The organism is Streptomyces sp. NPDC006798 (assembly GCF_040635975.1).
Classification (GTDB): Bacteria; Actinomycetota; Actinomycetes; order Streptomycetales; family Streptomycetaceae; genus Streptomyces.
In genome coordinates this window covers 191,336-212,223 of the sequence record NZ_JBEYIS010000003.1, presented here as the reverse complement: position 1 = coordinate 212,223, position 20,888 = coordinate 191,336, and the positions used below count along the sequence as shown (strand labels likewise).

Here is a 20,888-nt window from a genome sequence, read left to right as displayed (position 1 = left end):
GCTAGGCGAGCTTGATCTTGGGGTTGAAGTAGGCCTGGGCCACGTCCACCAGGAAGTTGATGAGGACGAAGGCGACGGCGATCACCAGGATTCCGCCCTGGACGAGGGGGATGTCCCGGCTGGAGACGGCCTGGTGGAGAGCGAGGCCGATGCCCGGCCAGGAGAAGACGGTCTCGGTGAGGACGGCGCCGCTGAGGAGGAAGCCGGCCTGGAGTCCGATGACGGTGATGACGGAGGGCATCGCGTTGGGCAGGACGTGGCGGGTGACGACCCGGAGTTCACCGAGGCCCCGGGAGCGGGCGGTGCGGACGTAGTCGTTGCCGATCACTTCCAGGACCGCCGATCGTGTCATCCGGGCGATCACCGCCAGGGACCAGGCCGAGAGGGTGATCACCGGCAGCACCATGTGGGCGGCGACGTCGAGCGGGCCTCCGCCGCCGATGGACGTCATCCCGGTGGCCGGGAGGATCCTGAGCTGGAGGGAGAAGACGACGATCAGGACGAGGCCGAACCAGAACGACGGCACGGAGTTGAGGAAGAGGACGCCGACGGTGAGCCCGCGGTCCCGGAGGGAGCCCGGCTTCATGGCGGCCCAGGTGCCGATCGCCACCCCGGCGAGCGCCGCGACGACGATCGCGGTCCCGGAGAGCAGGGCCGTGTTGAGCAGCCGTTCGGAGATCACCTCCGACACGGGGCGGCCGAAGGAGAGGGAGCGTCCGAGGTCGCCGCCGAGGAGGTTGCCGAGATAGCTGAAGTAGCGGGAGATCGCGGGTTCGTCGAGGCCGAGGTCGGCGCGGAGGGCCTGCCGGTCCTCCTCGGACGAGGTGGGGCCGAGCAGGGCCGTGGCCTGGTCGCCCGGGATGATCTGGCCGAGTCCGAAGGTGGCGATGGTCACCCCGAGGACGACGGGGATCATCTGGAGCGCCCGGCGCAGGGTGAAGGTCAGCATGGTGCGTCTCCTGGGCTGTTCACGACCGGCTCCATCGGGGCCGGAGGGTCCTTCGGGGGCGGCGGTCCGCGTCGCGCGCGGTCCGGGTCCCGCGGCTGCGGGGGTCGAGACGGTCCCGTACGCCGTCACCGAGCAGGTTGAACCCGACGGCCAGGACGACGATCACGAGGCCGGGGACGGTCGCCACATGGGGCGAGGTGACCAGCAGGGCCCGGCCGCCGCTGAGCATCTGGCCCCAGTCGGGGGCGGGCGGCTGGGCGCCCAGTCCCAGGAAGGCGAGGCTGGCGCCGAGGATGACGTTCCGTCCGGTCTGGAGGGTGGCGAAGACGGTCAGTCCGCCGAGGAGGTTGGGGGTGATGTGGCGCAGGGCGATCCGGCGGTGCCCGTAGCCGAGTACCCCGGCGGCCTCCACGTACTGCTCCTGCCGCAGGGAGACCACGGAGCCGCGGACGATCCGGCCGAACTCGGGGACGGTAACCACGACCATGGCGATGACCATGGAGGTGAGCCCGGGTCCGAGGGCGACGCCGATCCCCAGGGCGAGCAGGATGCCGGGGAAGGAGAACATCACGTCGAAGAGGCGCATCAGGGTGCTGTCGAGCCAGCCGCCGGCGTAGCCGGAGACGAGGCCGATGAGGCCGCCGATCAGCAGGGCGAGCAGGGTGGGCACGACGGCGACGAGCAGGGCGAGTCTGCTGCCGTGCATGAGCCGGCTCAGGATGTCGCGGCCGACCTCGTCGGTCCCGAGGAGGTGGCCGTCGCTGAGGGGGGCGAGGCCGATGGCCGCCGGATCGGTGGCGAGCGGATCGGCCGGGGCGATCCAGGGCGCGAGCAGGGCGACGAGGACGGTGAGGGCGACGACCGAGCCGCCGACGACGGTGGTGGCGTGGCCGCCGCCGAGCGCGCGCAGCCGTTCGCGCAGGGGCGCGCGGGTGGCGGCTCGGGGCTCGGGTGCCGCTGTGGCCTTCATGGCTGGGGTCTCCTCACCGGCGGCGGATGGTGGTGTAGTCGATATAGGCGGAGGGTGCCGCGGTGACCCCCTCGACCTTGCGGCTCAGCAGCCTGGGCAGGCGGTCCTGGTAGAGGAAGACCCAGGGCGCGTCGGCGGCGATGGACTCCGCCGCCCTGCGGTAGAGATCCGTCCGGGTCTCCTCCCGGGGTTCGGCGCGGGCCTCGTCGAGGAGGGCGTCGACGGTCCGGTTGGCGTACCAGCCCCGGTTCACACCGTTCGGGGGATGCAGGTCGCCGCCGAACATCCGCTCCAGGAAGTCCCCGGCGTCGGCACCGGTCGTCCAGCCGTTGAAGGAGCCGTGGACGCCCTTCTTGTATCCGGCGCCCTCCTCGGCGACGAGCGAGGCGAACTCCATGTATCTGACCTCCAGCCGGACGCCGACCGCTTTGAGGTCCTGCTGGATCAGCGACATGATCTCGGTGGCCTGGGAGAAGCCGGGGCCGCTGTCGGGTGCCAGCAGCCGGAGCGTCACGGGGGTGCGGATGCCGCTCCCGGCGATCAGCCGTTTGGCCAGTTCGGGGTCGTAGGGGTAGCGGTCGGCTTCGGCGGCGGACGGGCGGTACGCCTCGTTGCCGCGGGGCAGCGGGCCGTGCGAGGGGGCGGTCTGGCCCGCGGTCAGGGTGGCGATGGCCTCCCGGTTCACGGCGTGGTTGAGAGCCCGCCGGAAGCCCGCGTCGTCGGTGGGCGCGGTACGGGTGTTGAGCCGGAGGAAGTACTGGTTGGCGGGGTCCGGGTACTGGACCGTCATGGTGCCCCGTCCGGCGAGCTGCCGTACCTGCTGGGCCCCGGCGCTGAGGACGGCGTCCACCTCGCCGGTCTGGGCGGCGATGGCGAGGGTGGTGGGGTCGCTGACGGACTCGACGATGATGGTCTCGGTCTTCGGCGTCCCGCCCCAGTAGGCGGTGTTGTGCCGCAGGACGACACGTTTGCCGTGGTCGGCGGATTTCTGGCGGTAGGGGCCGGTGCCGACGGGGTGGAGTCCGACGTCGTCGGGGTCGTGCGCGCGCAGCGTCGCGGGGCTGATCAGCGACATCCGGCGGTCGGTGAGGACGCGGGGCAGACCCGTGTACGGCTTGGTGAGCCGGAGGGTGACGGTATGGGTGCCGCGGACCTCGACCCGGTCGATCCACCGGGTGAGGAACTTCATGTTCCCGGCGGCGGTGGCGTCGTACACCGGGGACTTCTCGTCGGTGATCCGGTCGAAGTTGAGCTTCACGGCCCCGGCGTCGAAGGGGGTGCCGTCGGCGAAGGCGACGCCCGTGCGCAGGGCGAGGGTGTAGGTGCGGGCGTCCGGCGACATCTGCCAGGAGGTGGCGAGGGCCGGGCGCAGCCGGGGCGCCCGGTCGGTCTCGGTGCCGAGGTCCTCGCGGATGAGGGGGTCGAAGAGGGCGTCGACGACCCGGAGGCCGACGGTGCCGGAGAGCCGGTGCGGATCGAGGACGGGTATCTCGCCCTCGGCGCCGATGACGAGGGTGCCGGGGTCCCGGCCGAAGGCGGGCGGCGAGGTGCAGCCGGTGAGCAGCAGACCGGCGACGGCCACCGCACCGAGAATGCGGCGCACACCGCGAACACCGCGGGCGGTGGTGCGGGGTGGTCGGGGCGGCCCGGTGCGGTGCGGGGTTCTCATGGGTGCGGCCTTTGTTCGTCGTGGGCGAGGTCGCGCAGGACCGCGGCGGCGGCGTTCCTGCCGGGCGTACCGGTGACATAGCCGCCCGGCCAGGTACCGCTGCCGCCGATGTAGAAGCCGGGCAGCGGGGTCCGGTGGCCGGCGAGGGCGGGGTGCGGGCGGCCCCCGAAGAGCCCGCCGGGGAGCATGTCCCCGTGGGTGATGTTGCTGCCCTCCAGGCCGAGTTCCGCCTCGATCTGCACGGGGTCGAGGAAGCGGTGGGCCACGATCCGGTCGGCGATGCCGGGCATGAGCAGCCCGAGTTGTTCGACGCAGCGGCGTCCGAAGTGTTCGGTGCGTGCGGCGTCCCAGGGCCCGTCGTGCGGCCGGTAGGGCGCGTGCCAGGCGTTGACGCTGATCAGATGGGTGGTGCCGGGGGTGAGCGCGGGTGAGGTGAGGGTGGGGGTGAGTCCCCACATCAGGATCTCGTCGGCGGTCCGTCCCGCCAGGGCCTCGGTGATCGCGGTCTCGATGCTCCGGGGCGACGAGCCGAACCGGAACTGGCAGGCCCGTACGGCGTCGGGGTCGGCGTCCTCGGGGATCCCCGTATAGGGCGGCAGCGAGTCGACTTCCAGGACGACCTTGAAGGCGGAGCCGCGGAGGGGTTCGGCGAGTACGGCGTCCCCGATGGCGGGGTCCATCGCCCCCTCGCCGAGGAGGTCGCGGAAGAGGTGGTGCGGGTTGACGGTGGAGATCACCCGGGAGGCGTGGAACTCCTCGCCGGTGGGGGTGACGACACCGTACGCCCCGTCGGGGCCGTGCAGGATCCGGGCGGCGGGGGTGCCGGTGCGCAGCTCGACCCCGTATTCCCGGCAGGCGCCGGCCAGGGCGTCGACGATGGCGCTCATCGAGCCGACCGGCAGTCCGGTGGAGCCGCGGAGCGCGACGCGCTCCGCGGCGTCCGGGCCCCCGCCGCCGGTGGCGGCGAGGGCGAAGGGGCGCATCATCAGTCCCACGGCGCTGCCGGGTGTGCTCGGGGGCACCAGCTGGGCGTTGAGGGCGAGCAGCATGAGCAGCGCCTTGGCCCGGTCGGAGCGGAGGTGGGTGTCGAGCAGTGCGGTGAGCCCGCCTTCGAAGACGGCTTCGAAGAGCCGGATGTCCACCGGATCGGACAAACGTTTCTTCACAACGTCCACCGACGGCGGCGTACGGTCCGGGCGGACTCCGAGCCGGGCGCCCAGCCGCTCCAGGCCCTCGATCAGGGCGCGGTAGCGGGCGGCCTCCCCCGGGGCGAAGGAGTCCAGTTGGGCGTCCACCCGGGCGGGGTCGCGGTAGCCGATGAAGCAGCCCTCGTCGAACCGGTGGACCACGGTCGGGTCCACGCGGACGAACCGCAGCCCGTGCCGGGCGAGGCCCAGTTCGGCGACGACGGCCGGATCGAGCGACCCCGGCGAGTTGGTGAAGGCCAGTCGGCGGCCGGGCAGGAACTCGTAGGCCCCGCAGGGGCCGCCGAGTCCGGGCCGGGATTCGAGGAGCGCGACCTTCAGGCCCGCGCGTCCCAGATACGCGGCGGTCACCAGTCCGTTGTGACCACCGCCGACGATCACTGCGTCGTAGCGGTTCATCTCCGGTTCGTCCTCCCGCGACCGTGGGCGCGCATATCAGGGGCGGGGGGCGGCGGTGAAGCCGTCGTCGAACAGGTCCACCCAGTTGCCGCCGGAGATCCGCTCGACCTCGGCCGCGGCGAAGCCCCGTTCCAGCAGCCGCCGCCGGACGGCTTCGTAGCCCCGCCCGGCCTCGTACCAGCCGGGGAACTCGACCGGGCCGGAGATCGGCACCATCGGGGTACGGCTCCAGCGGCCCTGCCGCCACCAGTGGAGCTCCTCGTCGCCCTGGCCCGCGTAGTAGTCCGAGCCGAGGCCGACGTGTTCGACGCCGATCAGCTCGGCCGTGTAGGCGACCATGTCGCAGAAGCGGTCCACGGTGCAGTCGACGCCGTCGGGGGCGATCCTCGGGTACATGCTCAGTCCGACGACCCCGCCGGACTCCGCGGCCTTCTTGAGGACGATGTCGGACTTGTTGCGGATCGCGAGTTCCACGTCCTCGCCCACGAAGGCGCGGGGGTTGGCGTGGGTGACGGCCACCGGCCGCTCGGAGGCCTCGATCGCCTCCAAGGAGGTGCGCTCGTTGCAGTGGGAGATGTCGACGACCATGCCGACCTGGTTCATCTCCCGGATGAGATTGCGCCCGTAGGTGCGGGAGAGCCCGGCGTCCTCGCCCTCCCAGCAGCCCGCCCCGGCGGAGTTCTGGGTGTTGTAGGTCAGTTGGGCGATCCGTACCCCGGCCCGGTGGAACGCGCCGACCAGGTCGAGGTCGTCCTCGAAGGGGCTGCTGTTCTGGAAGCCGAGGACGACCGCGGTCCGGCCCTCGGCCCCGGCGCGCCGGATGTCGTCGGCGGAGCGGCCCTCGCACAGGAGGTCGGCGTGCTCGGCGAGCAGTCGCTGCCAGCGGCCGACCTCGCGCATGGTCTCGGTGGAGTCCTCCCAGATCGCCACGGTGGCGTGGATCGCGGTGATGCCCGCGGCGTGCCACTCCTCGAAGCGGTCCCGGGACGGTTTCACGAACTGCAGTGCGTCGACGAGCACGTCGGTCTTCTCCTCATGTTCGGGGGCTTCGGTGGCTACGGGGCACCTCGCGGTTCCCCGGGGGCGGCGGGCGGTCAGGAGAGGGAGCCGAGGCGGCCGAGCGCCGGGATCTCGTCCCGCAGGCCGAGTCCGCGCAGCGCCCGCCAGAGGGACGCCTGGTTGCTGGTGACCACCGGCAGTCCGGTGTCCATCTCCAGGTAGGGCAGCACTTCGAAGGTCCGGAAGGTGCCGCAGGAGATCAGCAGGGCGTCCGCGTCGGGGGCGGCCCGGTGCAGTCGGCGCCCGAGCCGGTAGGCGCTGTCCGCGTCATGGACGCTGGCCTCGTACGGATCGGTGATCTGGAGGCCCTCGACGACCGGGACCTCGAACCCGACGGCGGTGAGATAGGCGCGCAGGGCCTCGTTGACCTCGTCGGTGTAGATACTGCCGACGGCCACGGACGTGGCACCGAACGCGCGCAGGGCGTCCACCTGGGCCTGCATCATGGTGATGGCCGGGATCCCGGTCTCCGCGGTGATCTCGTCCGTCACCTTCTCGTCGGTTCCGGGTCCGGGGATGAAGGTACCGGGCGCGCCGCACTGCACGATCAGGTCCACCTTCGCGGTGGCGAGCTGCCGCGAGGCTTCCAGTACCTGCGACATCATCGTCTTCAGCCCCTCGGCGTCCACCCGGGGAACGATGGTGCGCGCGTCGGCGAAGGCGACGCCGGTGGGGGCCACCGAGCGCCATTCCTCGGCTCCCTCGATAGCGGTGGCGGGGCGTATCTGCCCAATTCGTGCACGCCATCCCAGCAGCATATGAAGCTCCTCTTTCTCGACTGTGTACGTATGCGCGCCCGTCGGGGCCGACGGGCGGGCGCGGCAGGGGGTCTACGGAATGCGGACCCGGCCCGAGGGCCCGCGGATCGGGGTCCGGAAGGGATCGCGCGGTGCCGCCGGGATCTCCGGCCGGGCCTCCGCGAAAGAATCTGGGACAGTGGACCAGCTCTGTTGGGACAACGTACCCACCGAGATCGAGGCGGGTCAATGGGGTGACGGAAAGCTGTGAACGCGCCATCCCTCTGACGGGTTCCGGCCATCACGGCTACGGGTTCGAACCCGCCCGGGGCAGGCCGCCGCGCGGTTCGGCGGGGAGGGCGCGGCAGCCGTCGCCCGAGCAGGCGGGAGCGGCCGGCGGCGGGTTGCCGGGGCACGGGCGCCGCGACGGGGAGGGGTGCGGGCGGGCCACGGGGACGGGGCGTGGGACACCCCGGGCCCCCGGTACCGCCGAAGGCGAAGGGGCCGCCCGGCGAAGCCGTGGCCGGGACCGGGGCCGGGGCACGGGGTCGGAGCCGGACGCGAAGTACCCGGCCCTCCGGGCGCGTTGGCCCTCGGACACGCACGGGAGAACGGCCCCGGCGGTCAGCGGGGGCCGGACGCGGGTGACCACGACAACCGCTCCACGACCGGCGCGGGCCGCGGGCAGAGCGCGAGGAAGGCCGAGGGCGTCAGCAGCCGGGCCCCGCGGGGAGCCTCAGGCGGGTTGCCGCCAGCGGACCGTGATCTCCGCCGCCGCCGCCCGCAGCACGGGGACGAGGGCCTCCGCCCGGTCGTCGGTCAGCCGGGCGTCGGGCCCGTAGATGCTCAGCGCCGCGACGACCCGGCCCTGCGTCCCGATGGGCACGGCCACTCCGCAGCCGCCCGGGATCCACTCCTCGCGGCTGACGGCGTACCCCTGTCGGCGGGCCGCCCCGATCCGGTCGAGCACGGCCCCGGTGTCGGTGTCGGTGTCGGCATGGTCCGCCAGCAGCCGTTCGAGTCCTTCCGGCGGCAGCATGGAGAGCAGAACGCGGCCGGTGGCGCCGGAGAAGAGGGAGTAGGGGCGGCCCACCCCGGTGATCAGCCGCAGCGGCTGGGGGCTCTCCGCCTCGTAGACGGTGACCCGGCGCCCGTCGACGATCGTGGAGACGCACGCCGTCTCGCCGGTCATGGCCGCGATACGGGAGGCCGTGGCCGAGGCGGCACCGACCAGATCGCTGTTGGCCGCGTGCTTCCACGCGAGGGTGAGCGCGGCGGGTCCGATCACGTACTTCCGGGTGCTCTCCTCCGCGACGGCGAGCCCCTCGCGCTCCAGCGACGCGAGGATGCGCTGCACCGAACTCTTGCTGATCGCCAGATCGCGGCTCAGCTCCCGCACCCCGCGCGGCCGGTCCGCCTCGGCGACGGCCTTGAGCACCTGAAGGGCGTGGTCGACGATCTGCACCGTGGCCGTCGTCCTGGGCTCCGAGCCGGACGCCTCGTCACGGTCGACGGAACCGGCGGACCGGTCGGCCTCGTCGGCCGCCGGATCGGGTGCAGTCGCCATGGGACGCGGCCTTCTCCCTCATGAGCACGGACGGAAACACGACGGGGGTGCGTCGCGACGGCGGATCCACGGAGGTACGCGGACTCCGTGATTCACCGAGACGGCAGTATCACACAGCCCGCGTGACGAGCCCCAACGCTCCCCGGAACGGGAGCCCCGCGACCGCCCCCGCGACCGATGACCAACGCATCGCCGGCCGGCCGCGTGTCCGGCTCGGAAGGTGCGCCGGGGGCCACAGCGCACACCGGGACACCGGGACACGCAGAGGCCGGGGGCGGGGCCGGTCATGTCCGCGTCCGGGACACCCGCCAACGCCCCCAGCGGCACCCGCCCGGAGGCGATCGGGTGGTTCGGGGCCACGGCGCGCGGCAGGCGGGGCCGTCGTTCCGGCACCGGCGTGGCCCGTACCCGGCTCGGATACGGACACCACACCCGTATCACCCGTCTCATTCCCCTATCGATATCGAAGGTGGGTCCCCCATGCGACGTATCGGCACACTCCTCACGACGGCCGTCGGCGCGGCCGTCCTGGCCGCGCTACCGGTATCGGCGGCCCCGGCCGCCGGTATCCGGAGCCGAACCGGCCGCGCACGTCCGGGCCCCGGCTCCGCCGGAGGCCGGGGCGGCGGCCCTGGCACCCCGTTGCGTCAACGCCACCCGACGGCCGCTGACCGTCCGCGGCGACACGTCCGGTATCGCCCTGGTCTTCGACCGGCGCGACCGCCGGGGGAACATCATCGGTGTGGTCGAGCCCGGAGAGAGGGCGTCTTCGAGTTCGGCGCGAGCGTCTGCTACACCGTGTGGCCCGTACGGCCGCGATCACCACCGTCACAGCGCCTTGAAGGCTTCCGTCACGGCCTCGCAGGTGAGGTCCAGATCGTCGGCGGTGATCGCGGCCGGGACGAACCAGCAGGCCAGGGCGAAGGCGTTGGCGTGGATTTCGCGTTTCAGGAGTTCGTGCCGGAAGGCGTGATAGCGGGCCTGGTCGGCCCGGAGCAGTTCGCGGTAGTGGCGGGTGGGGGCGCCGTCGGGGGTGAAGACGGCCTGGAACATGGCCCCGACGCCCTGGACCGCGCAGGGGATCCGCCGGTCGTGGGCGGCGCGGCGGATCGTCTCCATCAGGCGCAGGCCGGCCGCCTCGATATGCCGGGTGACGCCCGGCCGGTTCAGCCGGCGCAGGGTGACCAGGGCGGCCGTGGCGCACAGCGGCGAGGCGTTGTAGGTGCCGCCGTGTTTGACCTCCCCCCGGGCCACGGGCTCCATCACATGGCGGCGTCCGGCGAAGGCGGCGATCGGCAGGCCGCCGCCGAGCGCCTTGGAGAAGACGGCGAGGTCGGGTACGACCCCGAAGAGGGTCTGGGCTCCGCCGGGTCCGGTGCGGAAGCCGGTACAGACCTCGTCGAAGACGAGGAGGATCCCGCGGGCCGTGCACTCCTCGCGCAGCAGGGGCAGAAAGCCCGGATCGGGCATGGTGCAGGCGTTGTTGGCGACGACGGGTTCGCAGATCACCGCCGCGAGGTCGCCCCGGTGGACGTCGAGAAGGGTACGGAGCGCCTCCGGATCGTTCCAGGGGCAGACCACGACGTCGTCGACGACCCCGGCCGGGATGCCCGGGGAGTGGGGTACGGAACGCGGTGCGCCGTACGGGCCGATCTCGGCGGGGCCGGGGCGGTTGGAGACGGCGAGGGTGTCGGACCAGCCGTGGTAGTGGCCCTCGAACTTGAGGATCTTCGACCGGCCGGTGTATCCGCGGGCGGCCCGTACGGCGCCCTGGATCGCCTCGCTGCCCGAGTTGGCGAACCGGACCAGTTCGGCGCAGGGCACCATCTCGCGGATCAGCTCGGCGAGTTCCACCTCGGCGGTGTTGCAGGTGCCGAACATCGCGCCGGTTTCGAGGACGGCGGTGAGGGCCGCGGTCAGCTCCGGGTCGGCGTGGCCGAGGATCACGCTGCCGTACGACATCAGATAGTCGAGGTACTCGTTGCCGTCGACGTCCCGGATCCGGGTGCCGGAGCCACTGGCGATATAGAGCGGGTAGGGGTGCGGGCCGGTCGAGGTGAGCCGGGCGGAGGAGCTGACCCCGCCCGCCAGGGACCCTTGGGCCCGGTCGAACCAGGCGCGGCTGCCGCCGGTCGTGCCCGACTCCCATTTCTGGCCGGTCATAGCTGTCTCCTGTTTGCGTGAGGGTTGCCGGGGCACGTTCGGAGAGCCTTCCGACGAGGGGGCCGGGCGAGGAGAGGACGGGTGGGCGTGGCGGGGAGAATCGCGATCGTCACCGGCGCGGGCAGCGGGATCGGGCGGGCCTGCGCGCTCGGTCTGCTGGCGGACGGCTGGACGGTGGTCCTGGTGGGGCGGCGCGAGGAGCGGCTGGCGGGGACGGCGGCGCTCGCCCCGGCCGCCGACCGCGACCGGGCCGTGCCCCGGCCCGCCGATATCACCGACGCCACCGCGGTGGACGAACTGTTCGGGGCGGTGGCGGCCCGGTTCGGACGGGTGGATCTGCTCTTCAACAACGCCGCCGACGTCATGCCCTACACCCCGACGGAGGACGTCCGCGTCGAGGACTGGCACCGCGTCCTGGACTCCATCGCCACCGGGACCTTTCTGTGTTCCCGAGCCGCCTTCCGCGTGATGCGGCAGCAGACTCCGCGCGGTGGACGGATCATCAACAACGGCGCGCCGTCCGCCCAGGTCCCCCGGCCGGACTCCCTCGCCTTCACCGCGGCCAAGCACGCGGTGGCGGGGATGACCCGGTCGCTCTCCCTGGACGGCCGCCGCTACGGCATCTCCTGCGGGCAGATCGATATCGGCAATGTCACCCCGGAGGACCGGCCCCAGCCCGCGGTCCGCCAGGCCGACGGGTCGCTGCGGACCGAACCCACCATGGATATCGGCCATGTCGTCGACATGGTGCGGACCATGGCCGCCCTGCCGCCCGGGGTGAACATCCAGTCCGTCCTGGTCATGCCGAGCGCCATGCCGTACGTGGGCCGGGGATAGCCCGGACCACGGCCGACGGCGCGGACCGGTGAGTCGCCGGGCCCCTCATCGCCCGTACTCGCGGAAGTGCCGTTCGGCGAAGAGTTCCGGACGGCCCGCGTCCAGACCGCGTGAGCGCCCGACCGCCAGCACCTGCCGCCAGTACGGCTTGACCGGCGGCCACCGGGTGCCCGTACGGCAGTACGAGCCGTCGATCATGTAACGCGGCCCCGCGTCCGGCCGGGGCGCCGACGCCGCCCGGCGGCTGTGGAAGAGCGCCGAGTGGAGCACCACGGTCGACCCGGGCGGCAGTTCGTCGATCAGGGTCTCGCCCGGCAGTACCGCGGTGCCCAGATGGCCGCGGGCGTCCTTCTCCGCGACCTCACGGTGCGAGCCCGGCAGTACGGCCAGACCGCCCAGTTCCGGGGAGAGTCCGCCGATGTAGTGCAGGGCGTGGACCATCGGCAGCCCGCGATCGCGCTGCGGGCGCTGCTCGTAGTCGTGGTGCCAGCTCTTGCCGGGACCGCCGGCCGGGCGCCGGTCGCTGTGCAGATGGTGGAAGACGAACGACTCCCCCAGCAGGCCGGGCCGGGCCAGCAGCTCCATCAGCGGCGCGTGGACCGCGAGTTCGGCATGGGCGGGGAGATCCAGCTCGACCACCTCCGGCGGCTCGGCGCCGGGGCGCAGACAGGCGTCGATGGATCTCTGGCGCCAGCCCTTCTCCACCCAGAGGTCGACCTCCGGCGCGAGCCGGTGGACCAGATCGTCCGGCAGGAAGCCGGGGAGGACGAGATAGCCGTCATCGGCGAATCCCTCGGTCCGCACCTCTCGGGCACATGTGTCACTCACGAGTCGGAACCTCCGGTTCACTCGGATGTCGCCCCGGACGTCACCGTGCACGGCGTGTTCTGTCCACGGCGCCCCCGCGTCATGCGCGGGCCGGGGCGAATGGCCGGAAGGGGGCATCGGGCCCGGCCGGCGCCCGGTCCGCCGGGCCCGTCGGCGGTGATCGCGGGGGCTGTCCGGTGAGGAGAGAGGGTGCCGAGGGGCGGGAGGTTTCCGGGTGTGAGGCAGGGGCAGGCGCGCCCCACGTACTTCGGAATGCAGGTACTGCCACCGGGCCCGGTCGATCACCGGGGCACGCCCCGGGTGTTCCCGGCCCGAACCGCGATCCGGATTGATGGAGCGGTCTTTATGAACACTTCGCACACTTTTCGCCGTAACCGTGTCCATGACGACGCGCCCGACACCGAGGCCGCGTTCCGGCGGCTCGCCCGGCTGCCGGAGGGGCCGGAGCGGGACCGGGTCCGGGAGGAGGTGACGGCCGCCTGGCTGCCGATGGCGTACCGGATCGCCTCCCGCTACCGGGGCAGGGGCGAGTCGATCGACGATCTGCGGCAGGTCGCGGCCCTGGCCCTGGTGAAGGCGGTGGACCGCTACGACCCCGGCCGGGGCAGGGCCTTCGAGGCGTTCGCGGTCCCGACGATCACCGGCGAGGTCCGGCGCCACTTCCGCGACTACTCCTGGTCCGTCCACGTCCCCCGGACCGTCCAGGAGGTACGCAACCGGGTCCGCGTCGCCTACCGCGAACTCTCCGACCAGGGACGGGAACCGGCGGTCGAGGAGCTGGCCCGCCGTACCGATCTGCCCGAGCCCGAGGTCCGCAAGGGCCTGGAGGCCCTGCACTGCCACAGCGCGCTCTCCCTCGACGCCCCCGGCGACGGCACCCCCGACGCGGAACCCGGCCTGGCGGGCACCGTCGGCGCCCCCGACCCCGGCTACGACACCGTCGTCGACCGCGAGACCGTACGCCCCCTCATCGCCCGCCTCCCCGAACGCGAACGCCGCATCCTCTACCTCCGGTTCTTCCGCGACATGACCCAGCAGAGCATCGCCGCCGAGTTCGGCGTCTCCCAGGTCCATATCTCCCGCATCATCAACACCACCTGCGCTCGGCTGCGCCACCACGCCCTGGCCGAAGCCTGACCCCGGGCCGGTGAACCGGGCCCGCCCGCTCGCGGCGAGCGGGCGGGCCGGGGGGGTGGTGTCAGCGCCCGAGCGCCTTCTTGAGCTGCTGTTTGTTCATGGTCGAGCGGCCGTCGATGTTCTTCTTCCGCGCCTCCGCGTAGAGCTGGTCCTTCGTCGGGCCCCCGGCCCCGCCGTGGGAGCGCTGCCCGCCACGCTCCGAGGCGGATTTCGGGTCCCGGGTCGAAGTCCGGCTCGCGGTCTTCGACTCGCCCGCGCGGGCCCGCTCCTTGTTGACCGTACGGGCGGCGATCTCCTTCGCCCGCTCGGTGGACTCCCCGCGTTCGCGCGCGGACTCCTCGATGTGCTCGTACTGCCGCTCCCGCTTGGCGCTGAAACCCCGGGGCATGGCGTACTCCTTCCGCCGGTGGGTGGTGATCCTCCGGTTCGACGGGACTCGTCCCGCCGGGCGATCCCTCCCCTCGCGGTACCCCGAAACCGGCGGACGATACGCCCGAATCAGTCGGTATCGCATGGCGTGGCCGGGGTACCCGCCACAGGGTCAGCCCGGAAACGGGAGCCGAGGAAGAGGACAGAACGGAGTCGCGCGTGTCGAAGATCGAGGAATCCGTCGAGGTCGCCGTCCCCCTGACCACCGTCTACGACCAGTGGACCCAGTTCGAGGACTTTCCGCACTTCATGGACGGGGTCGAACGGATCGAGCAACGGACCCCCACACTCACCCACTGGGTGACCCAGGTCGGCGGGGTACGCCGTGAGTTCGACGCCGAGATCACCGAGCAGCGCCCCGGCGAACGGATCGCCTGGACCACCGTCGGGGGCGAGGTGCGGCAGGCCGGGGTGGTGACCTTCCACCGGCTGGACGACACCCGAACCAAGGTCATGCTCCAGCTCGATCACGATCCGTCCGGGATCGCCGACACCATCGGGGACAAGCTCGGCTTCGTCCGGCACCGGGCCAAGGGCGATCTGGAGCGGTTCAAGTCGTTCATCGAGGAACGCGGGAGCGCCACCGGCGGGTGGCGCGGCACCACCTGAGCGGGGCCGGGTGAACCGGGCCGCCTGAGCCGGGCCGGGTGGGTGCGTCGCCGTACGGCACCGGATCCACCCGGGCCCGGGAACCGGCCCCCACACGGCCGAGTGGCGGCGGAAACGGTCCGGGGCAACCATGGAAGGGAGGGGGCGACGCCCCGGAGTACGGGCGGGTCGCGGCCCGGTCCCGGATTCGTACCGGCGTCAGGTCGCCGACGCACCGGACCGGCAGCCGCGGTTGCCCCGTGTCGTCGTCCCGGACAGTTCCACACTCTCGTGGGTACGGGCGCCGGACGGCGGTCGCGGTGAGTCGCGACCGCCCAGCGCCGATCCGATCCGGCCCGGGACACGCCGTCGGCGGACCCCGGGCGCACCGGCGCCGGTCGTACGACCTCAGGGAAGGGGCATCCCATGCCCGCCACCGCCGTCGACTGCGATGCGGTCTTCTTCGATCTGCGGGACACCCTCGGTGATGTCGACCGGCCCGGCCATCTGGCGCTGTACCGGCCCAGTACCGAGAAACTCCTCGACGCCATGCGGGATCTGGTGGGGCTGCGGATCGGGGTGATCACCAATCTGCCCGCCGAGGTCAGCGCCGAGCAGGGGCACCGGATGATCGCCGAGGCCGTCGTCTCGGAGCACGACGGCGAGGTCGTCCGGCTGGCCGATGTCATCGACCCCCGCGGCATCGTGATCAATCACGAGGCCCGGCTGGACAAGCCCGACCCCGCCATCTACCGCTTCGCGGCCGATCAGATGCGGGTGCCGGTGGAGCGCTGTCTCTTCGTCGGGGAGAACCTGATCGAGGTGCTCGCCGCGCAGGCCGCCGGGATGCGCGGCACGCTCAAACCGTCGCCGCCGGGTAAGGAGTTCCTGCCCTCGGTGATCACCCGGCAGGGGGAATCGGTCCAGGACAGCGGCCGGGCCTTCGAGGAGGCCCTGGAGCAGGAGCATCTGCTCGGTGAGCGCGTCTTCGGCTGCGGCGGCCGGATCGTCGGGGCGCTGGCGTCGGTGGAGCGGGCGGAGGACATTCCGCCGGGGGTGCGCACGGCGATGGGCATGTTCGTCTATGTCCTCACCGAATTCGCCGACCAGGCGCATCTGAAGGCCGAGGAGGCGATCGTGCCGCTGGCCGTCGCCCGCGGGATGCCGCCCGAGCGGGCCCGCTGGATGTTCGACCAGCACGACCAGGCGCGCGCCTACTGGGCGGCGATCGCGGTGGCCTGGCGGCGGATCCAGCACGGCGACCCCCGGGACGTGGCCTACGCGATCTCCGACTTCCGCGGCTGTACGGAGAGTTTCGTCCGGCTCTTCCGGGCGCACGCGATCCGGGAGAACGACGAGTTGTATCCGGAGCTGGGCCGCCGGCTGACCGACGCGGACGACGCGGCCGTGCTCTCGATCGTCCATCACACCGGCCCGCCGGACATCGGGCCCTATGCGGCGATCGTCGGGGCGATGGAAGAAGCGCTGGACTCCGAGGGGATCACGGAACAGCCCGTCGCGGCGGACGGCGCCGCCGCCGGAAAGGTCTGACCATGTGGCTGCTGAGACCACCCGATACCGGCTTCTTCGACCAGGACCAGCGCCGCGCCGTGGAGGTTCTCTTCGACGCGATCCTGCCCGGCGGGGACCGGCGGCCCGGCGCGGCCGACGCCGGTGCCGCCGGGTATCCCGACCGGCTGCTGGCCATGGGCGCGGGGACGCATCCCGAGATCCCGGGGTGGCGTACCGCCTATCCCGTTCTGCTCACCGCCCTCGACGCCGCCGCGCGCCGGGCGTACGGCGGACGCGCCGTCGCCGGTCTCGACCGGGACGAGGCGACCGCGTTGCTGCGCGAGCTGGCGGCGGGGACCCTGTCCGACTGGCCCCCGGGCGCCCTCGCCCAGCCCGCCGCGTTCGCCCTGCTGCGGGCGCACTGCGTCGAGGGCTGCTTCGGCGACCCCCGCTGGGGCGGCAACCGCGACGCGGTGATCTGGCGCTGGTTCGGCTATCCCGCCCCGGCCGAGCCCTTCACCCGCCCGGCCGTGACCGGCGACGACCGGCCGGGGGCGGCCGGCGCCAGGACCGGGGAGGCACCATGACCACCGACCCCGCCGCACCGGGCGGTTACGACACGATCGTGGTGGGCGCGGGAGCGGGCGGCGGTACGGCGGCCCGGGTGCTCACCGCGCGGGGCCGCCGGGTCGCCGTACTGGAGAAGGGGCCGCTGCCGGCCGCCGACGACTTCCTGCCGTACGACGAACTCCACTTCCACACCCACAAGACGCTCATCCCGCACCGCGACACCGACCCCAATATCTATATGGCGGGACCGGACCAGGACCGGCCCACCCGGGTGGAACGCTGGTGGAACGTCAATATGGTCGGCGGCGCGACGACCGTGTGGGACGCCAATGTGCCCCGCTACACGGAGGAGGACTTCACCGTCCTCGACCATCTGCGGGACGTGCCGCCCGACGCGGACATGGTGAACTGGCCGTGGACGTACCGCGAGTTCGAGCCGTGGTTCGAACGGGCCGAACGGGAGTGGGGCGTCTCCGGGCGGGCCCGGCAGTCCCCCGCCCAGGAGCCGATCAGAATCGGCTACGACTACGCCATGCCGCCGCTGCGCCCGCATGCCGCCGTGCCCTTCCTGACCGAGGCGTTCGGCCGGGTCGGGATGCGGCCCTACCTCGGCCCGCGGGCGATCAACTCCCGGGTCCACGACGGCCGCCCGGCCTGCTCGTTCTGCGGCTTCAACCAGTTCTTCGGCTGCGGTCTCAACTCCCGGGCGTCGGCGCTGAACACGGTCCTCCAGCGCGCCCTGGCCACCGGCCGGTGCGATCTGCTGACCGGGCGCTGCGTGACCCGGATCGTGCACGAGGACGGCCGGGTGCGCGGGGTGATGTATCTGACCGAGCCCGGCGGACCCGAGCGGTTCCTGGGCGCCCCCCAGGTCCTGGTCTCCGTCCAGACCATCGAGTCGGCGCGGCTCTTCCTGCTGTCGGAGGTGCCCGACCCCAACCGGATGGTCGGCCGCTATCTGACGTACCACACCCATGGCAGCGCCGAGCTGACACTGCCGCTGCAACCCGTGTGGACCGGCGGCGGCAGCCGGCAGCCGTCCACCGCCATCGGCTCCCTGCAACTGCGCGACATGTACGTGGTCGACGACCCGGCCACCCCCGTCACCAAGGCGGGCAAGTTCTCGGTCTACGACCCGTACACCTGTGTGCCGCCGGTCCGGCTGGTCAAGAACGCGGCGCTCGGGCCGGGGCGCGGCGGCCTCTGGGGCGAGGAGCTGTACACCTATCTGGACGAGCTGCGGCGGCAGGGCGGGGTCTCCTTCTCCTTCACCGGCGAGGCGATGTCCCTGTACGACAACCGGGTCGAGCTGGACCCCGAGGTCACCGACCCGTGGGGGCTGCCCGCCGCCCGGGTCTTCTACCGGCACCACCCATACGATCTGGCCGCCGCCCGCTACGCCATCGACCGGGTGGTCCGGGTGATCACGGACGCGGGCGGCGAGCTGCGCGGCTACGACGTCCCCGAGGCGGAGAACCCCGGCTACGGACATGTCCAGGGCACCCTGCGCGCCGGGGCCGATCCGGGCGCCTCGGTACTCGACGAGAACTGCCAGTCGCACACCGTCGCCGGGCTCTACGTACTGGACTGCGCCTTCATGCCGACGGCCGGGGCGTCCAACCCCACCCTGACCCTGCTCGCCAACGCCTACCGGGTCTGCGAGGGGCTTCCGGCCCCCGGCTGACCCGTCCGCGCCCGGCGGCCGGCCGACGCGGACGACACCGAACCGACCAGGGGGAAACGACGCGAAAGGCAGCACCATGAACGACCTCGACCAGCGGGTCGACATCGCCCGCGATCTGCTCTCCGCCGGAATCACCAGGGCCGACCTGGAACTCTCCCCCGATCTGGCCGCCGCGCCGGACGGTGCCGTACTCGCCGCCGACCTGGGCCTGGTCTTCCCCGACGGGCTGGCGCCCGTTCCCCAGCCCTTCGACACGGAGCCGCCCACGGACGCCCCGCTGCCGCACGCCGATGTCGTCGTGATCACCTGGACCGTCGCGGAGCAGAACGCCCTCGCCGATGTGTTCACCCGGGGCTTCGGACGGCTGAAGTGGTACCGGTACACCCGGCGGTTCGAGGAGCACTACCGGCCGCTGATCCGCCGGAGCGCCCCCGCGTTCGCCGCCGGGCGGCTGGGCTCGTACTTCCCGGTCAAGCTCGGCGACCTCGATGTGCTCTGTGTGAAGTCCGAGCTCCATCTCAACCAGGACGGCGTCAAGACCGGCGAGGGCACCGCCACCCTGCCCGTACGGGACTTCTTCCACCAGATCGTCGAGGAGGTCCAGCCGCGGGTGATCGCCACCATCGGCACCTCGGGCAGTGTCTTCGAGGACTTCCCGCTGGGCGATGTCGTGGTCACCCGAGGGGCGAAGTTCCGCTGCCAGAAGGAGTTCCGGAACGAGGAGTTCAACGACCGGACCTTCACCTCGGAGTGGACCCTCCCGCTCGACCGGCTGGCGGACGCGCAGACCATGATGCTGGACTTCTCCGACCGGCTCACCGAACCCCCGCTCGGCCCGCCGTCCACCCGCTACCCCTTCGAAGGGCCGCTGATCGAGCCGCCCGCCAACGCACCGGCCATCCGGATCGAGCAGGACGAACGGGACATGCCCGAGTTCCACCCGATCCTGACCACCGACTACTTCGAGTACGGCACATCGACGAACAAGCTGGAGCTGGAGGGCTCCGCCGTCGAGATGGGCGACGCGGTACTCGGACTGACCGTCGCCGACCTCACCGAGGCCGGTGCCGATCACATCCCCGACTGGGTCGTGGTCCGCAATATGTCCGACCCCCAGATCAACGGCGCGCTCCCCACCCGGGAGTTCCGGCTCAACCCGCAGACCATGTGGGCGGTCGCCTTCTACGAGGCGTACGGCTACTGGACCAGCGTCTGCGGCGCGCTCACCACCTGGGGCCTGGTCGCCGGACTCGCCGAGCAGGGCTTCGACGATGCCTGACCCCCCGGCGGTCACCCGGCTCCCGGTCGAGGTCGAGCTGCTGTTCGAGCTGATGCCGTGCAACGCGCTCCGTACGTCGCAGTACGCCGGGACCGGGGACCATCCGTGCGCCTACTTCCGCTCGTGGGGCACGTACCACTCCTACGACTACGACGCCGACGGGCCGCCGCCGGATCCGGCGATCATCCGGCCCTCGCACTACACGGGCCGGATGACGCCGCTGCCCGAGCCGCTCTCCGGCTGCCGCAAGGCCCCGGTCCTCGCCGTCGGCATCAACCCCAATCTGCCGGGCTGGTGGCCCGCCGGACACAACTCGCTCACCCCCGACTTCGACTCCGTCCGCCAGTACGCGCACTACTTCCGGTACCGGGGCGTGTTCAAGCCCGAACTGGACGACGACGCCTATCTGGAGTTCGGCGGCGGCCCCGACGACGATCCTCTGGCCGGGGTACCGCTCGACGTCCCCGAGGACGCCGACGGCCGGCGCCCGATCCCCGTCCGGGAGCAGCCGCAGCGGATGTACCGCGTATACCAGGGGCTGCTGGACGACCTCGGTACCGAACTCGGCCTCGCCCCGGGCACGCTCACCGTCGGCGAGGACCTCGCGTACGGCAACATGGTCGCCTGCGCCTCGGCGAAATGGACCACCAGACCCGATCCGCAGGACCCGGATCTGCCGCCGATGAGCGAGGGCCAGCGCACCGGGATCGTCGGCGAGTGCTTCCGGACCCGGCGCCATCTGCTGCGCCAGCTCTTCCAGTCGCTGCCCGCCGTGATCCTGGTCCTCGGCCAGAACACCGCCAACGCGTTCACCGGCGAACTCGGGGACCGGCTGGAGCCCGTACCGGAGCCGGCGACGCCCATGGCGGAGCTGATGGCGACCGAGATCCGGCTCCGCTACGGCACCCTGGACGACGGCCGGGAGATCGACGCCCGGGTGCTGTTCGCCCCGCACCCCACCGGCAACCCCGACGACTACGCCGAGGCCCGGCCGCTGCTCGTCTCCCAGCTGTCGCGCGAGGCCCGCTCCGGACGGCTCGCCCACGACGGGCGCATCGGGCATCTGACCCGCCCCCAGGGGTCGTGCGCGTTCTGTCCGCTGCTGGAGATCGGCCCCTGCCCGTACGCCGACGTCCTCACCCCGCTCCCCGGCGGCGGCCCGGCCCTGCTCGCGGGCGCGCCGGAGTCCGCGGCCGTGGAGAAACGCACCCAGTTGCGGCTGCTCGACGGCATCACCGAACGGGCCGCGCCCGTCGCCGAGGTCTGGGCGCACACCGACGACAGGGAGAAGTGACGACGGACGACG

At 72.4% G+C, this 20,888-nt stretch carries 18 protein-coding genes; 8 read left to right on the top strand and 10 right to left on the bottom strand.

Going from position 1 to position 20,888, the window contains the following annotated elements; genetic code table 11:
* Position 1: 1 nt before the first annotated feature.
* The 8 genes from ABZ714_RS03260 to ABZ714_RS03225 form a co-directional block, all read right to left on the bottom strand.
* The gene (locus tag ABZ714_RS03260) at positions 2 to 949 is read right to left on the bottom strand and encodes an ABC transporter permease (RefSeq protein ID WP_358823411.1); all 948 of its coding nucleotides are present in this window, start codon (positions 947 to 949) and stop codon (positions 2 to 4) included.
* Positions 950 to 968: 19 nt separating this feature from the next.
* Complete coding sequence (locus tag ABZ714_RS03255) at positions 969 to 1,919, bottom strand: ABC transporter permease (RefSeq protein WP_358823410.1); 951 nt, start codon at positions 1,917 to 1,919, stop codon at positions 969 to 971.
* A 13-nt stretch (positions 1,920 to 1,932) separates the two neighbouring features.
* Complete coding sequence (locus tag ABZ714_RS03250) at positions 1,933 to 3,588, bottom strand: ABC transporter substrate-binding protein (RefSeq protein WP_358823409.1); 1,656 nt, start codon at positions 3,586 to 3,588, stop codon at positions 1,933 to 1,935.
* The gene (locus tag ABZ714_RS03245) at positions 3,585 to 5,192 is read right to left on the bottom strand and encodes an NAD(P)/FAD-dependent oxidoreductase (RefSeq protein WP_358823408.1); all 1,608 of its coding nucleotides are present in this window, start codon (positions 5,190 to 5,192) and stop codon (positions 3,585 to 3,587) included. Before ABZ714_RS03245 ends, ABZ714_RS03250 begins: the two co-directional genes overlap by 4 nt.
* A gap of 36 nt (positions 5,193 to 5,228) precedes the next feature.
* Positions 5,229 to 6,212, bottom strand: coding sequence for a membrane dipeptidase (locus ABZ714_RS03240; protein ID WP_358823407.1), 984 nt, complete (start codon positions 6,210 to 6,212; stop codon positions 5,229 to 5,231).
* A 74-nt stretch (positions 6,213 to 6,286) separates the two neighbouring features.
* Positions 6,287 to 7,009, bottom strand: a complete 723-nt coding sequence (locus ABZ714_RS03235; RefSeq protein ID WP_358823406.1) for an aspartate/glutamate racemase family protein — start codon at positions 7,007 to 7,009, stop codon at positions 6,287 to 6,289.
* Between the two features lie 715 nt (positions 7,010 to 7,724).
* Positions 7,725 to 8,555 carry an IclR family transcriptional regulator gene (locus tag ABZ714_RS03230; RefSeq protein ID WP_358823405.1) on the bottom strand — a complete coding sequence of 277 codons (831 nt, stop codon included), beginning with the start codon at positions 8,553 to 8,555 and terminating at the stop codon, positions 7,725 to 7,727.
* An 828-nt stretch (positions 8,556 to 9,383) separates the two neighbouring features.
* The gene (locus tag ABZ714_RS03225) at positions 9,384 to 10,718 is read right to left on the bottom strand and encodes an aspartate aminotransferase family protein (RefSeq protein ID WP_358823404.1); all 1,335 of its coding nucleotides are present in this window, start codon (positions 10,716 to 10,718) and stop codon (positions 9,384 to 9,386) included.
* An 87-nt stretch (positions 10,719 to 10,805) separates the two neighbouring features.
* Between ABZ714_RS03225 and ABZ714_RS03220 the strand changes: the two genes are divergently transcribed.
* A complete protein-coding gene (locus ABZ714_RS03220) occupies positions 10,806 to 11,555 on the top strand; it encodes an SDR family oxidoreductase (protein ID WP_358823403.1) in 750 nt (249 codons plus the stop codon).
* A 45-nt stretch (positions 11,556 to 11,600) separates the two neighbouring features.
* Here ABZ714_RS03220 and ABZ714_RS03215 read toward each other — a convergent pair whose 3' ends face one another.
* Positions 11,601 to 12,383 (bottom strand): phytanoyl-CoA dioxygenase family protein, encoded by a 783-nt coding sequence (locus ABZ714_RS03215; RefSeq protein ID WP_358823402.1) that lies wholly within the window; start codon positions 12,381 to 12,383, stop codon positions 11,601 to 11,603.
* Positions 12,384 to 12,728: 345 nt separating this feature from the next.
* On the opposite strand from ABZ714_RS03215, the gene ABZ714_RS03210 reads away from it, so the two are divergent.
* A complete protein-coding gene (locus ABZ714_RS03210; RefSeq protein WP_358823401.1) occupies positions 12,729 to 13,520 on the top strand; it encodes a SigB/SigF/SigG family RNA polymerase sigma factor in 792 nt (263 codons plus the stop codon).
* Positions 13,521 to 13,581: 61 nt separating this feature from the next.
* On the opposite strand, the gene ABZ714_RS03205 is transcribed toward ABZ714_RS03210, so the two are convergent.
* A complete protein-coding gene (locus tag ABZ714_RS03205) occupies positions 13,582 to 13,908 on the bottom strand; it encodes a plasmid stabilization protein (protein ID WP_358823400.1) in 327 nt (108 codons plus the stop codon).
* Positions 13,909 to 14,108: 200 nt separating this feature from the next.
* On the opposite strand from ABZ714_RS03205, the gene ABZ714_RS03200 reads away from it, so the two are divergent.
* The 6 genes from ABZ714_RS03200 (at position 14,109) to ABZ714_RS03175 (ending at position 20,876) form a co-directional block, all read left to right on the top strand.
* Entirely contained in the window at positions 14,109 to 14,558 is a 450-nt protein-coding gene (locus ABZ714_RS03200; RefSeq protein ID WP_358823399.1) for an SRPBCC family protein, read from the top strand.
* A 405-nt stretch (positions 14,559 to 14,963) separates the two neighbouring features.
* A complete protein-coding gene (locus ABZ714_RS03195) occupies positions 14,964 to 16,088 on the top strand; it encodes an HAD family hydrolase (protein ID WP_358823398.1) in 1,125 nt (374 codons plus the stop codon).
* A 2-nt stretch (positions 16,089 to 16,090) separates the two neighbouring features.
* Positions 16,091 to 16,636, top strand: a complete 546-nt coding sequence (locus ABZ714_RS03190) for a gluconate 2-dehydrogenase subunit 3 family protein (RefSeq protein WP_358823397.1) — start codon at positions 16,091 to 16,093, stop codon at positions 16,634 to 16,636.
* Positions 16,633 to 18,303, top strand: coding sequence for a GMC family oxidoreductase (locus ABZ714_RS03185; protein ID WP_358823396.1), 1,671 nt, complete (start codon positions 16,633 to 16,635; stop codon positions 18,301 to 18,303). The genes ABZ714_RS03190 and ABZ714_RS03185 overlap by 4 nt, the downstream gene beginning before the upstream one ends.
* Positions 18,304 to 18,379: 76 nt before the next feature.
* Positions 18,380 to 19,582, top strand: a complete 1,203-nt coding sequence (locus tag ABZ714_RS03180) for a hypothetical protein (RefSeq protein WP_358823395.1) — start codon at positions 18,380 to 18,382, stop codon at positions 19,580 to 19,582.
* Complete coding sequence (locus ABZ714_RS03175) at positions 19,575 to 20,876, top strand: hypothetical protein (RefSeq protein ID WP_358823394.1); 1,302 nt, start codon at positions 19,575 to 19,577, stop codon at positions 20,874 to 20,876. The genes ABZ714_RS03180 and ABZ714_RS03175 overlap by 8 nt, the downstream gene beginning before the upstream one ends.
* Positions 20,877 to 20,888: the final 12 nt, after the last annotated feature.